Genomic DNA, 13,242 nt, shown 5'->3' with positions numbered 1-13,242 from the left:
GATCAGCCCGTGCGCCCGTTTCCGGGGCCGTCCCGGGAGGTACCGCAGCGGGCTCATGTCATACCTGGGGATGACGGGAGCCCCGGGAAGGCGGCCGGGGGAGCGGGGAGGGCAGTCGAGATCGCGTCAATTCCGGGCACCCCGGAGCGAGCCGGACGGGGCTCCCCGCAGGGACCAGCAGCAGGTTCTCGCCATCCCGGTTCTGATGGACCTTCAGCTGCCCATAAAATCAGACAACCACCCTTCGGGAACCGGCTGTTCGGCACCGCGCACCCGGATAGGCTCGGAGGGCGCCATGGGGGGACCGTGACCGTGAGAGCCGCTGGGAGCGGTCCCGCAAGCCTGACCAGCCCCATCGGCATCGTCATGGGGGATCCCGCCCGGATGGTGGAATGCAGACACGGTGAGCTTAAACCTCACTGGCCTAGAAGGCCGTGCCGGTTCAAGTCCGGCTCCGGGCACTCCCTGGCTCCCGGTCCCGCCCTCCGGGTCGATCGGGGAGAGCGGCGGAAACCGGCCCTTGGGGTCGCTGCCGGGGGCGGCGGGACCGCCGCCGGTCACGTCCGTTCCCTCCCCGGAGCGGTCGCCTTCCTCCTCGCGTGACGCGGCCGATCAGCTCCCGGCCCCGCGCCTGCTGCGAGAGTGACGGGTTCACTCCGGGGCTTCCTGCCCGCGGCGGGCGGCCTTGCGGTAGAGCGCCAGGCCCGGGGCGGTGGTCACGCCGTGCGCGACGGTGCTGGCGGCCACGGCCAGCGTGCCGGCGGCCAGGACGACCGGGTCGGCGCCGAGCCGGTGGGCCTCCAGGGTCAGGTAGAACAGCGCCGAGACGCCGATGGGCCCGAACCAGCCCAGGAAGACGGCGTCACGCCAGGTGAGCCGGAGCGGTCGCTTCAGGGCCAGCAGGACCGGCAGCCGGCGCAGCAGCAGCACACCGAGGACCAGCAGGATGGCGCGCCACCAGCCCAGCTCGCCCCACTCGCGCCAGGGGATCATGGCGCCCAGCACCGCGAACAGCGGAAGCACCAGCAGGCGGTTGACCGCCTCGTCCACCTTGTCGTCCTCGGTGCGGTCACGCGCGGAGCTCGTCGCGTTGAAGGCCAGGCCGCCGGTGAACACGGTGAGGATGCCGTCGAGCCGGAGCAGCCCGGACGCGCCGAGCAGGACCAGGGCCAGCAGCAGGGTGTAGAGGAGCAGAGGGCCGGAGCCCACGGCGCCTTCCTTCTCCGCCCAGCGCAGTGCTCTGCCGGCGAGCAGGCCGGCCGCCGCTCCCAGGACGACCGCGCCGAGAACCTGCCACAGGGACTCCAGGAGCGCGTCGGTGCCGGAGAGAGGCCCGGCGATCGCCACCGCGGCCAGCACCAGGGGCAGCGCGAGGCCGTCGTTGGAACCGGATTCCAGGGAGAGCAGCTGCCGGGTCCGCTCGGTGACGCCCTTCTCGGCCGGCTCCCCGGTGACCACGCTGGAGGCCAGGACCGGGTCGGTGGGGCAGAGCGCCGCACCCAGCAGCACCGCCGTGCCCAGGCCGAGGCCGAGGGCGGCGGCCGCCACCGCCGAGGTGAGCAGCGCCATCCCGGCCATCGCGACGACGAGGAGGATAGCCACCGGCCGGACTCGCGACCGCGCGTCGCGGAACGGATAGCGCAGGGCCACGGCCATCACCGACAGGGCCAGCAGCAGGCGGGAGAACTCGTGCAGCTCCTTGTGGCCCTCCACCACGGTGGGCAGGTCGATGACCCCCAGCGCTTCCGGGCCGAAGAGGATTCCGGTCAGCAGCGCGAGCAGCGGCCCGCTCAGCGGCAGACGGTGGATGAGAGCGGAGCCGGCCGCCACCGCCAGGGCCAGGGCACCGCTGATCGTCAGCAGAAGGTCCAGCACGTGCATCCGGCTTCCCGTTCCTGATCTCGGTATGTTCCCCAGTGGTTCATCCGGCGGGCACCGTGATGACGAGGGCCGGAGCCGGCCGGACGGGGCCGGGCCCGGGTGGCGCGTCACCGCCGGGAGCCAGGCGTACCCGGTGGGGGCTGCCACCACGCCCTGACGCGTGCCGCCCTCGGCCACCCGGGTGTGCCGGGACGGTGGCGGTGCCCGTATCGTCCCGCCGGACCCGAGGGACGCACGGGGACCGCCGGCCGGCGGGGCGCGCCGGACTCGGGCAGGCCCGGCCCGGGCGGACCGGGCGCACACCGGCCACCGGGCTCCCCGTCCGGTGGCGTCGGAAAGGCGTGAGGCCGTCCGTCCGGCCGCTTCCGGCGGAGTCCGGAGACCTGACGGGGAAAAACCTTCGCGCTCCCGGAGTGCCGCCGGGCGCCATCGCGGGAATGTGTATCCGGGTGATGCCGTTGACGGTGTCGCCTGCAAAGATCCTCCCTGAGCACTAGGGTGATTTTTTTGCTAACCCATTACTCTTGAGGCAAGGTCGCGCAGGGCGGCCACGGAGGAGTGAGATGAGGAGCAGCAACCCGGTCTTCTCGCGACGGGGATTCAGCCGCGACAACGGTTACGCGGGCTTCAACGCGGCACCGCAGGCCGGGGGCCCCGCCGCTGTCCAGACCGGCAACCCGTACGCGGGCACCAACCCCTACGCACAGCCGGCCGCGCCGCAGCAGATGTACGGCGCGCCGCCGCAGGCCGACCGGATGACGATGGACGACGTCGTCATGCGGACCGGCATGACGCTCGGCACCGTCGTCGTCGGTGCCGCCGTCGCCTGGCTCATGGAGATGTCGCTCCCCCTGGCCATCGGCGCCGCGCTGATCGCGATGGTCCTCGGGCTGGTCCAGGCGTTCAAGCGCAAGCCGTCCCCGCCGCTGATCCTGGCGTACGCGGCCTTCGAGGGCCTCTTCCTCGGAGCGCTCAGCGGCGCGATCAACAAGCAGTTCGAAGGCGCGCCGATGCAGGCGGTGCTCGGCACGATGGCGGTCTTCGCCGGTGTGCTCATCGCCTACAAGACCAGGATCATCCGGGTCACGCAGCGGTTCTACCGCTTCGTGATGGCGGCCGCGATCGGCTTCGTGCTGCTGACCGCCGTCAACCTGCTGTTCATGGTCTTCGCGGGCGGTGACGGCCTCGGCTTCCGCAGCGGCGGCCTGGGCATCGTCTTCGGCATCGTCGGCATCGTTCTCGGTGCCGCCTTCCTCGCCCTGGACTTCAAGCAGGTCGAGGACGGCCTGGCCTACGGCGCTCCGCGCGAGGAGTCCTGGCTGGCCGCGTTCGGCCTCACGCTGACCCTGGTGTGGATCTACCTGGAGATGCTGCGGCTGATCGCCATCCTGCGAGGAGACTGACGTCCCGCCCGGGCGGTGCGCACCGCACCGGCCGGAGCGATCCGCGTGACACGATGAGGGGTCCGGAGGCTTTCGCCTCCGGACCCCTCATCCGTGCGTGCGCCGCCTTCGCGTGCGTGCGTCGCCGCGTTCGCGTGGTCGCCGTTCCCCTCGTGGCGGGATATCGCGCGGTGTCGCGCCGGGCGGGGACGGACCTCCCTCAGAGAAGCTTGCGCGCAGCGCGCCTCAAGTCGTGTTCGTGAATGATCGCTTTGGCGTGGCCGTAGGCGAGATCGTGTTCGCCCCGCAGCCAGCTGACCTTCTCCTCGAAGCGGAAGAGGGCGGGGCCTTCGTCGACGGTGCGCAGCCAGTCGGAGATATCGCGGCCGGTGCAATCGGGAATGCGGGAGAGCAGGTTCCGGTGGGTCTCTTCCGAGAAGACGTGGGACATCGGCGCCTCCGGGCGGTTCCAATGCTGGTCCTGTCCTTCACGTCACCGTGCCTGAGCGCTCGCTCCTTGGCAATGGTCCGGAAGGCCCCATAGGCTCACGGCGTGCTGGACACCACCCCCCTGGAAACCGCCGTCGACCGGCTGGCCGGCCGCCTGCGCGCCGCGCCCCAGAGCAGGCTGCGCCGCGGCGCGGCGGCGCACGGGCTGGAGCTGGCCCGCGCGTTGGCGGTGCGCGCCCAGCGGATCGAGTTCCCGGACCGGGAGCCGCTGGTGATGCCGGAGGCGGGGCTGTTCGCGGTGGCCGACCAGGTCGCCGTCGCGGGACACGATCTGGCCGAGGCCCTGCGCGGCACGGAGGGGCGGCCGGGCGGCGGCGGTGATGAGAGTGCCGGTGCTACGGGGGCCGGTGCCGCGGGTTCCGGTGGTACGGCCGGCGGGGCCGCGGCCGGCGGCGGCGCGGCGGAGCTGGCCGAGGCGCTGGAGCTTGTCCGGACGGCGGCGGAGCGCTGCGGCTGCTGAGCCCCGGCGCGGTGCACGCCCGTGCGTCCGTCAGAGCGAGGCGATGACCCGGTCGGCGAGGACGTAGATGCTCTCCTGACCGCAGGCGAACGTCAGGGCGTACGCGCCGGACACGCCCGAGCCGCCGAGCAGGAACGGGACGGTGCCTTGTCGCAGGGCGGCCACCAGGTGCTCGGCGGTCTCGCGGTGGCCCGGGGTCATGCAGACCGTGGTGCCGTCGGCGAAGACGTACACGTCGAGCGTGCCGAGCGGTCCGGGGCGGACGTCCACCAGGGGTATGCCGTCCTCGGCCAGTTCGGCGAGGAGCGCGATGGTGCGCTCGTGGTGGGCGGTGGCCGAGGTGTGCGGGGTGAAGTCGGGGTGGGAGGGGTGGCGGCGGCGGGCCGCGGCCAGTTCGGCGGACTCGGCCGGTTCCTCGATCTCCGCGTCCGCGTCCTCCTCCTCACCGGAGTCGAGGGCGCTCAGGGCGTCCGCGGCGAGGAAGGACTCCAGTCCGGCGGGGTCGGGCTGGCGGGGGAGGAGGACCCCGGGGCCGTCCTCGCTGTAGCCGGTGAGGCCGCTGAGCAGGGTGGCGTCGGCGGCGTCACGGGCCTCCTGGGCGGCCCAGAAGGCACGGGCCTCGGCCAGTTCGCGTTCCCGCTCCTCGGCGAGGGCCTGGGTGACGGCCGCCCGTATCTCCTCGGCGGGAGTGGGGCGGGGGGAGGGGAGCGGCGCGGTGCGACCGGTGGCGGCCAGTTCGGCCCGCAGGGCGGCGATCTGCCGGCGCACGCCGTGAGCGGCGTGCAGGGCCGCGGCCCCGGCGGCCGTGGCGGCGGACGCGGCCAGCAGCAGGGCGATGGACATGGCGCTCACTGACGTTCTCCCGGAATCGACGGCTCCCCAAGAATTCCTACCTCAGCTTGATGGTGGTTCCGCCCGGATGTCAGTGCGGAACCTCACCAAACGGACCGCCGGCGTTGCCGATACGTTTCTGCTTCAACGGCCTGAGCTGCGGTAACGGCATCTCCCCGGAGGTAGATCACATCCTGGGGGAGATTAGGTCACGACAGGGACAGCCGGGTGGCCGCGAACGCACAGTCCGTGACCGCGTTCCGCTCCGCCGGTGCGAGGGCTGTTCCGCTGCGGCCTTGCGACGCGTGCTGCGGCGAGGCCGGGTGCCTGCGGCTGCCCTCCCGGGCCCGTTCCCGGGGGCACTCCCGCGTCCCGTTCCCGGGTCCCCGTTTCGGGTTCCGTTCCCCCGGCTCTCGTTCCGGGACGCCGGGCCGCCGGGCCTGTGCCGGTTCGCTGCTGGGCATCGGCGCGGGCATCGGGATCGCCCCTTCCGGGCTCCCCGGTTTCCGGTTCCCTTCCCGGTGCCGCTGCTGCGGTTCGCTTCCCGGCCCCGGCTTGCGCCGGATGGCTCCCGGGGCTCCGCTCGCGTGCCCCTGGGGCCAGGCGCCGGGCGCCGGGCTCCGCGGCCGCGGGCCGCAACGGGCGGAGCCGCCCGGCGGTTTCCCGCGGGCGGCCCCGTCCTGCGTGCCGGTCCGTCCCCGTCCCGTGCCGGCCGTGCCGGTCCCGTGCCGTGGAATCCCGGTTCGTTCCGTCCTCGGCCGGGCGGCGCCTCCGGACCGGCTCGTGTCCGGCCGGTCCGGAGGACCGGCCGGGTCAGCTCAGGCGCTCGATGATCATCGCCATGCCCTGGCCACCGCCGACGCACATCGTCTCCAGGCCGAACTGCTTGTCGTGCCACTGCAGGGAGTTGATGAGCGTGCCGGTGATCCGGGCGCCCGTCATGCCGAACGGGTGGCCGACGGCGATGGCGCCGCCGTTGACGTTGAGCCGGTCCAGGTCGATGCCCAGGTCCTGGTAGGAGGGGATGACCTGCGCGGCGAACGCCTCGTTGATCTCGACGAGGTCGATGTCGCCGATGGAGAGCCCGGCCCGGCGCAGCGCCTGCTTGCTGGCCTCGACCGGCCCGTAGCCCATGATCTCCGGGGAGAGGCCGGAGACGCCGGTGGAGACGATCCGGGCGAGCGGCGTCAGGCCCAGCTCGCGCGCCTTGGTGTCGGACATGATCACCAGGGCGGCGGCGCCGTCGTTCAGCGGGCAGCAGTTGCCGGCCGTCACCAGTCCGTCGGGGCGGAAGACCGGCTTGAGGCCGGAGACGCCCTCCAGGGTCACGCCGGCGCGGGGGCCGTCGTCCTTGGAGACGACGGTGCCGTCCGGGGTGGTGACCGGGGTGATCTCGCGCTCCCAGAAGCCGTTCTTGATGGCTTCCTCGGCGAGGTTCTGCGAGCGCACGCCGAACTCGTCCATCTCCTGGCGGGTGACGCCCTTGAGGCGCGCCAGGTTCTCGGCGGTCTGGCCCATCGAGATGTACGCGTCGGGGATCAGGCCGTCCTCGCGCGGGTCGTGCCAGTCGGTGCCCTCCTGCTCGGCGCGCGCGGCGGTCCGGGCCTGCGCCTCGTCGAACAGCGGGTTCTGGGTGCCGGGCATGCCGTCCGAGGTGCCGTTGACCTGGCGGGAGACCGTCTCGACGCCCGCCGAGATGAACACGTCGCCCTCGCCGGCCTTGATGGCGTGCAGAGCCATCCGGGAGGTCTGCAGGGAGGAGGAGCAGTAGCGGGTGATGGTGCAGCCCGGCAGGCGGTCCATGCCCATCTGCACGGCGACGATCCGGCCCAGGTTGTGGCCCTGCTCGCCGCCGGGGAGGCCGCAGCCGAGCATCAGGTCGTCGATGTCGCGCGGGTCGAGCTCGGGGACCTTGGCGAGCGCGGCCTGGATGATCGTGGCGGTCAGGTCGTCCGGGCGGACGTCCTTGAGCGAGCCCTTGAAGGCCCGGCCGATCGGGGAGCGGGCGGCTGAGACGATCACGGCTTCGGGCATCACGGCTCCAAGAGGGGGCGAGAAGGCAGGACTGAGTGGGAAGTTACCTTCACGTACAGCTCGGGTCACGGTCTCGGGTGTGTGACACCGGCCTCTTTTCTAAGCGCTTGCTCAGCTCTGGGGGAGGGGGCCGTACCAGCGCTTGTGCGGCTGCCCCGTCCCGCCTCTCACCTCTTGGTACGGGGGCACAGGCGGCCCGTTCCGGGTGCCCGGACGCTCCGGGCCCCGTCCTGTCCCGGGGCCGCTCGCGGCGCCGTGCCGACAGCCTTCGCGCGGTGCCCGTGCGGCCTGTGCGCGGCCTTCGCGCGGTGCCCGTGCGGCCTGTGCGCGGCCTCCGCGCGCGGCCGGCCGCCGCTCCCGGCGTCGCCCGTACGAGCGACCCGGCGGCCGCCGGGCGGCGGTCAGCCCGCCACCCGTCCGGCCGACCGGCCGGGCGCGGGCTCCGGCGTGCGCTCCCGCTCGTGCTCCGCACCGTGTACCGCCCCCTGCCCGGGCCCGGGTTCCTCCCGCGGGCCGGGTCGCGTGCCGTCGTCCGCGACCGGGGTGTCGTCCTCCGGGAGCCGGCGCCGCCTCCGGTGCTTGAGCAGCACCCACGGACCGCGGACCGGCCCCGCGCCGACCGCCGTGCCCGCGGCCGAGGCCACCTCCGTACCGCCCTCGGACGCCGCCTGCGCCGCCGCCTCGGCGACCGGCAGGATGCCCTCGGCCCGCGAGACGTCGAGCCGCTCCTCGGGCCACAGCCCCAGGGCCGCGCAGAGGGTCGGCAGGACGGCCATCGCGGCCGTGGCGTACCCCTCCGCGGAGGGGTGGTAGCTGTCCGGCCCGAAGAGTTCGCGCGGGTTGGCCTCGAACTCCGGGCCCAGCAGGGAGCCGAGAGAGACTGTGCGGCCGCCCTGTTCGACCACGCCGATCGTCTGCGCCGCCGCCAGCTGCCGGCTGAGCCGGCGCGCCACCCAGCGCAGCGGCTGGTACACGGGTTCGATCGTGCCCAGGTCCGGGCAGGTCCCCACCACCACCTGGGAACCGGCCTGCCGCAGCCGGCGCACGCCCTCCGACAGGAGCCGCACGGACCGGGCGGCCGGCACGCGGTTGGTGACGTCGTTCGCGCCGATCATGATCACGCAGATGTGCGGGACGCCCGCCGGGTCCGCCAGCAGCAGCGACACCTGCCGGTCCAGATCGCCGGACATCGCCCCCGACAGCGCCACATTGCGCAGCCGCACCGGCCGCTCGGCGACCGCCGCGAGACCCGAGGCGAGCAGTGCGCCGGGGGTCTCGCGCGCCCGGCGCACGCCCTGCCCGGCCGCCGTGGAGTCACCGAGGAAACCCAGCCGCAGCGGTTCCAGGTCCGACAGCAGGGCGTACGAGGCCCCGTAACAGCCGTCCGCCCGCGGCGGTTCGCGGTCCGAGACCCCCACCAGGCGCCGCGCCCACCGCATCTCCGCCAGCAGCAGGCCGACGGCGGCGCCGCCCAGGAGCCCCGCGCCCCCGCCGCCGTAGGCCGCCGCGGCGGCGATCCGCCGCGCCACCCTCGCCCTGGACACCGACATCTCCGCCCCGCTTCCCGGCCGCCAACCGCTGGCCCGCCTACCGGTTCCATGCCCCGACGCGCCCCCTTCGCAACGCCCGCGCGGGGCGGGCGCACCACCCGGAGCGCGCAATAGGCTGGTGGGACGGGCACGAAACAGCGACCGCCCCCGATTGCGGAGACCCCGCCGAACCTGGAGACGTCGTGCAGTATCACGATTCGATGATCGAGCTTGTCGGCAACACCCCGCTGCTCAAGCTCAACCATGTGACGGAAGGGCTGTCGGCGACGGTCCTGGCCAAGGTCGAGTACTTCAACCCCGGCGGGTCCGTGAAGGACCGGATCGCCCTGCGGATGATCGAGGCGGCCGAGGAGTCTGGCGAGCTCCGCCCCGGCGGCACCATCGTCGAGCCGACCTCCGGCAACACCGGGGTGGGCCTCGCCATCGTGGCCCAGCAGAAGGGCTACAAGTGCGTCTTCGTCTGCCCGGACAAGGTATCCACCGACAAGATCAACGTGCTGCGGGCGTACGGCGCCGAGGTCGTGGTCTGCCCCACCGCCGTGGATCCCGGGCACCCGGACTCGTACTACAACGTCTCCGACCGGCTCGTCCGTGAGATCCCGGGCGCCTGGAAGCCCGACCAGTACAGCAACCCCCACAACCCGCTCTCGCACTACCACTCGACCGGACCGGAGCTCTGGGAGCAGACGGAGGGGAAGATCACCCACTTCGTCGCGGGTGTCGGCACCGGCGGCACCATCAGCGGCACCGGCCGCTATCTGAAGGAGGTCTCCGGCGGGAAGGTCAAGGTCGTCGGCGCGGATCCGGAGGGCTCGGTCTACTCCGGCGGCTCCGGCCGGCCGTATCTCGTCGAGGGCGTGGGCGAGGACTTCTGGCCGGACGCCTACGACCGCGGGGTGGCCGACGAGATCGTCGCCGTCTCGGACAAGGACTCCTTCCGGATGACGCGGCGGCTCGCCCGCGAGGAGGGCCTGCTGGTCGGCGGTTCCTGCGGGATGGCCGTCGTGGGCGCGCTGGAGGTGGCCAAGCGGCTGGGCCCGGACGACGTGGTCGTCGTCCTGCTGCCGGACAGCGGCCGCGGCTACCTCAGCAAGATCTTCAACGACGAGTGGATGGCCGACTACGGCTTCCTGGAGGAGGGCGGCGGCGCCGCGCGCGTCGGCGACGTCCTGCGCGACAAGGACGGCGGGCTGCCCTCCCTGGTGCACATGCACCCGGAGGAGACGGTCGGCGAGGCCATCGAGGTGCTGCGCGAGTACGGCGTCTCGCAGATGCCGATCGTGAAGCCGGGCGCCGGCCACCCGGACGTGATGGCGGCCGAGGTCATCGGCTCCGTCGTCGAACGGGATCTGCTCGACGCGCTGTTCACCCGGAGCGCCGATCTGAAGGACCCGCTGGAGAAGCACATGAGCACGCCGCTGCCCCAGGTCGGGTCGGGCGAGCCGGTGGCGGACCTGATGGCGGTGCTGGAGAGCGCCGACGCGGCGGTGGTGCTGGTGGACGGCAAGCCGACCGGGGTCGTCAGCCGCCAGGACCTGCTGGCGTATCTGGCCAAGACCGCCAAGTAGCTGCCGATGGCTGCCAAGTGGCGCCACTTGTAACGGAGTTCGGGGAACTCGGCCGTTCCGGCGGAAGGTACGCGGACGACACGCGCCCGCATCACGGCCTTAACAGTCGCGGGGCACAGTAGTGGGTGTCGGCCGGAACACCGAACAGGTGAACGGGCCGGCACCCGAACGGCGCCAGGACATCCGGAGCGGCTCCCGGACCTCCATGGTCGCCCGGACGCGGCCGCCCGGTCAGGCTTCGGCCGCGTCCCCCGCGGGGGCCGCCGTCGTCCCGCCCCTGGCGCTCGCGCCGGGGTGCGGCGGTCCCCGCGCAACGCTTCCCGCGCACTGTGCGCCGTCTGCCGTGCGCCGTCTGCCGCGCGCCGTCCGCCGCGCACCGCCGCGGTAACGGGCGGCCCGGCGGAGGCGGCCCGGCGGAGCCCGGGCACCGTGCCGCCTTCCGCACTCGTGGCCCGCGCCCCGCTCCTCATTCCCCAAGGGGCGGGGCGCGTCAGGGCTGCTCGCGGGGCGGTGCCGAGCGATCGAGGAGCCGAGCCCGGGGTGGGCCGGGGCGCCTCGGGCCGGTTACGCGGGCGGATGGCGGGTCCGGGGCGGGGGTCCGGTCGGCGGCGGTCCGGTTGCCCGGCGGCGGTCCGGGTCGCGGTGCGGTCGTCGGTCCGGTCCCGAAGCGGAGGCCGTCCTGCCTCCGCCCGGCCCGCGGCCCGGCGGAGGTCCGGTGTCCGTCACTCCCACTCGGAGGTCTGCCGGGACTTCTCGGCGCGCCGGTCCCGGGACCAGGGAGCCCGGCCGCCGCCGTGGACGGCGATGTTCACGCCGATGATGCCGAGCCAGGAGACGACCAGACCGGTCAGGTCCGCCACCCCGGCGCCGATGCCCGACAGCGGTATGGCCAGGACCAGCGAGATGATGCCGAAGCCGTAGCGGTCGCCGAAGCTCTCACCGCCACCGCCGCGGGCTCCCGGCGGGCGGGAACCGCGGGCGACGACCATCTGGCTCTCGGCGAGTTGCCGCCGCACCCGGCGGTCGACCGCGCCGTCCAGCTTCTCCAGAAACGAGTCGACGAGCTCCGACTCGTACTCCGGTCCCAGTTCCCTGCGCGCGTGCAGGGTGGCGTCGAGCTCCTTCTTGAGCTCCGGGTCACGGGCTTCCATGCGGACCACGCTAGGGACGACGGACGCCCGGCACACTGGGGTTAACCCCCCGATCCGGGGCGGTGCGGGCACCCGGCACCATGCTGGGTGCCGTCATTGTCGTCGTCGCCGTCGTCCCTGCCGTCGCTGTCGTCCCTGCCGCCGCCGTGGCCGGCTGCCATGCTGCGGGCGATCCGGCAGGGCCCCCGGCCGGTGCCGCCGAGGAGCAGCGCCGCCGTCCCCCGGAAAGGAACCCTCCCCGTGACCGAACCCGTCGCCGACCGCCCCGCGCCGTCCCCGCCGAGCGGGCCGGGGGACGGCGCCGTCCCCGCCACCGCCCCGCTGCTGCCCGCTCTGTCGCCCTCCGGCGGCCCGTCCGGCGGGGACGGCCCCGACGTGCTGACCGTCGACGGACAGTCCTGTTCGCGGGAGCGACTGCTGGCCGCGGCGGGCGCGGTCGCCTCCCGGATCGCCGGGGCCCGGGCCGTCGCCGTGCACGCGGACGCGTCGCTGGAGACGGTCGCCGCGGTCGTCGGCGGGCTGCTGGCCGGCGTGCCCGTGGTGCCGGTGCCGCCGGACGCCGGCCCCGCCGAACGCGGGCACATCCTGCGCGACTCCGGTGCCGAACTGATGCTCGGGCGGACGGGGACGGAAGAGGCCGCGGGAGCGGCGGCCGGCGGCGCGCCGGGCGGCGCGGGGCGTGGTGCCGGAGCGGGCACCGGGCCGGCCGCGGGAGACCTGGCGTCCGTGCCGTCCGTGCCGTCGGTGCCGTCCGTTCCGTTCCTTCCCGTGGGACTCGCCGAGCGCTCGGACTGGAGCGCGCCGGAACCCGGCGCGGACACCACCGGGATGATCCTCTACACCTCCGGCACCACCGGCGCCCCCAAGGGCGCGCTCATCCCGCGCCGCGCCGTCGCGGCCGGTCTGGACGGGCTCGCCGAAGCCTGGCAGTGGTCGGCGGACGACACCCTGGTGCACGGGCTGCCGCTGTTCCATGTGCACGGCCTGATCCTCGGCGTGCTGGGCGCGCTCCGCACGGGCTGCCGGCTGGTGCACACGGGGCGGCCGCTCCCGGCGGCCTACGCGGCCGCACGCGGCAGCCTGTACTTCGGGGTGCCGACGGTCTGGTCCCGGATCGCGGCCGACCCGGCGGCGGCCCGCGCGCTGAGCGGCGCGCGGCTGCTCGTGTCGGGCAGCGCGCCGCTGCCCACCCCGGTCTTCCGGGACCTCGAACAGCTCACCGGGCAGCGGCCCGTGGAGCGCTACGGGATGACGGAGACGCTGATCACCCTGTCCACGCGGGCGGACGGCGAACGGCGCCCCGGCTCGGTGGGCCTGCCGCTGCCGGGCGTGCGCACCCGGCTGGCCGTGGAGCCCGGGGCGGAGATCGGCGAACTGGAGCTGACCGGGCCGACGCTCTTCTCCGGCTACCTGAACCGCCCGGAGGCGACGGCCGCCTCGTACACGGCGGACGGCTGGTTCCGGACCGGTGACATCGCGGCCATCGGCGAGGACGGCCACCACCGCATCGTCGGACGGGCCTCCACCGACCTGATCAAATCCGGCGGTTACCGGATCGGCGCCGGCGAGGTGGAGAGCGCCCTGCTGGACCATCCGGCGGTGCGGGAGGCGGCCGTCGTCGGGGCGCCGCACCCGGACCTCGGCCAGCAGGTCGTGGCCTACGTCGTCGCCGACGGCCCGGTCACCGAGCGGCAGTTGACCGACTTCGTGGCGGGCCATCTCTCGGTCCACAAGCGCCCCCGCGCGGTCCGCTTCCTGGACGCGCTGCCGCGCAACGCCATGGGGAAGCCGCAGAAGCGGCTGCTTCCGCCCCTGTGAGGCGGGGGCGGACGAGAGACGCCGCCCAGGATCGAGACGTGACATGCCTTCTGGCGT

Annotated in this window: 10 protein-coding genes and 1 tRNA gene; 5 read left to right on the top strand and 6 right to left on the bottom strand. The window is 74.0% G+C overall.

Going from position 1 to position 13,242, the window contains the following annotated elements; all coding sequences use genetic code 11:
• Window positions 1–378: 378 nt before the first annotated feature.
• Window positions 379–461, top strand: a tRNA-Leu gene (locus IF83_RS0111670).
• Window positions 462–651: 190 nt separating this feature from the next.
• Here the strand turns inward: IF83_RS0111670 and IF83_RS0111665 are convergent.
• Window positions 652–1,881, bottom strand: coding sequence for a cation:proton antiporter domain-containing protein (locus IF83_RS0111665; protein WP_030544043.1), 1,230 nt, complete (start codon window positions 1,879–1,881; stop codon window positions 652–654).
• A gap of 563 nt (window positions 1,882–2,444) precedes the next feature.
• On the opposite strand from IF83_RS0111665, the gene IF83_RS0111660 reads away from it, so the two are divergent.
• Window positions 2,445–3,284 (top strand): Bax inhibitor-1/YccA family protein, encoded by an 840-nt coding sequence (locus IF83_RS0111660; protein ID WP_030544042.1) that lies wholly within the window; start codon window positions 2,445–2,447, stop codon window positions 3,282–3,284.
• Window positions 3,285–3,483: 199 nt separating this feature from the next.
• On the opposite strand, the gene IF83_RS0111655 is transcribed toward IF83_RS0111660, so the two are convergent.
• On the bottom strand, window positions 3,484–3,714 hold the full coding sequence (locus tag IF83_RS0111655; RefSeq protein WP_030544041.1) for a DUF4287 domain-containing protein: 231 nt from the start codon (window positions 3,712–3,714) through the stop codon (window positions 3,484–3,486).
• Between the two features lie 102 nt (window positions 3,715–3,816).
• Here IF83_RS0111655 and IF83_RS0111650 point away from each other — a divergent pair, with 102 nt between their 5' ends.
• Window positions 3,817–4,233 carry a hypothetical protein gene (locus tag IF83_RS0111650; RefSeq protein WP_030544040.1) on the top strand — a complete coding sequence of 139 codons (417 nt, stop codon included), beginning with the start codon at window positions 3,817–3,819 and terminating at the stop codon, window positions 4,231–4,233.
• A gap of 30 nt (window positions 4,234–4,263) precedes the next feature.
• Here the strand turns inward: IF83_RS0111650 and IF83_RS0111645 are convergent, their stop codons facing one another.
• From IF83_RS0111645 to IF83_RS0111635, 3 genes are all read right to left on the bottom strand, one after another.
• Complete coding sequence (locus IF83_RS0111645; RefSeq protein WP_030544039.1) at window positions 4,264–5,076, bottom strand: hypothetical protein; 813 nt, start codon at window positions 5,074–5,076, stop codon at window positions 4,264–4,266.
• Window positions 5,077–5,877: 801 nt separating this feature from the next.
• A complete protein-coding gene (locus IF83_RS0111640) occupies window positions 5,878–7,098 on the bottom strand; it encodes an acetyl-CoA C-acetyltransferase (RefSeq protein WP_030544038.1) in 1,221 nt (406 codons plus the stop codon).
• A gap of 401 nt (window positions 7,099–7,499) precedes the next feature.
• Window positions 7,500–8,648, bottom strand: coding sequence for an SGNH/GDSL hydrolase family protein (locus IF83_RS0111635; RefSeq protein ID WP_078843386.1), 1,149 nt, complete (start codon window positions 8,646–8,648; stop codon window positions 7,500–7,502).
• 182 nt (window positions 8,649–8,830) lie between these two features.
• Here IF83_RS0111635 and IF83_RS0111630 point away from each other — a divergent pair, with 182 nt between their 5' ends.
• Window positions 8,831–10,216, top strand: a complete 1,386-nt coding sequence (locus IF83_RS0111630; protein WP_030544036.1) for a cystathionine beta-synthase — start codon at window positions 8,831–8,833, stop codon at window positions 10,214–10,216.
• Between the two features lie 722 nt (window positions 10,217–10,938).
• Here the strand turns inward: IF83_RS0111630 and IF83_RS0111625 are convergent.
• Window positions 10,939–11,367 carry a hypothetical protein gene (locus IF83_RS0111625; protein WP_030544035.1) on the bottom strand — a complete coding sequence of 143 codons (429 nt, stop codon included), beginning with the start codon at window positions 11,365–11,367 and terminating at the stop codon, window positions 10,939–10,941.
• Window positions 11,368–11,700: 333 nt separating this feature from the next.
• Between IF83_RS0111625 and IF83_RS0111620 the strand changes: the two genes are divergently transcribed.
• Window positions 11,701–13,185 carry an acyl-CoA synthetase gene (locus tag IF83_RS0111620; protein ID WP_030544034.1) on the top strand — a complete coding sequence of 495 codons (1,485 nt, stop codon included), beginning with the start codon at window positions 11,701–11,703 and terminating at the stop codon, window positions 13,183–13,185.
• The last annotated feature ends 57 nt before the right edge of the window (window positions 13,186–13,242 follow it).

Source organism: Streptomyces albus subsp. albus, assembly GCF_000719865.1.
GTDB classification, from domain to species: domain Bacteria; phylum Actinomycetota; class Actinomycetes; order Streptomycetales; family Streptomycetaceae; genus Streptomyces; species Streptomyces albus_E.
Note: the sequence above shows the minus strand (reverse complement) of the source record. Positions and strands in the feature narration are given on the sequence as shown.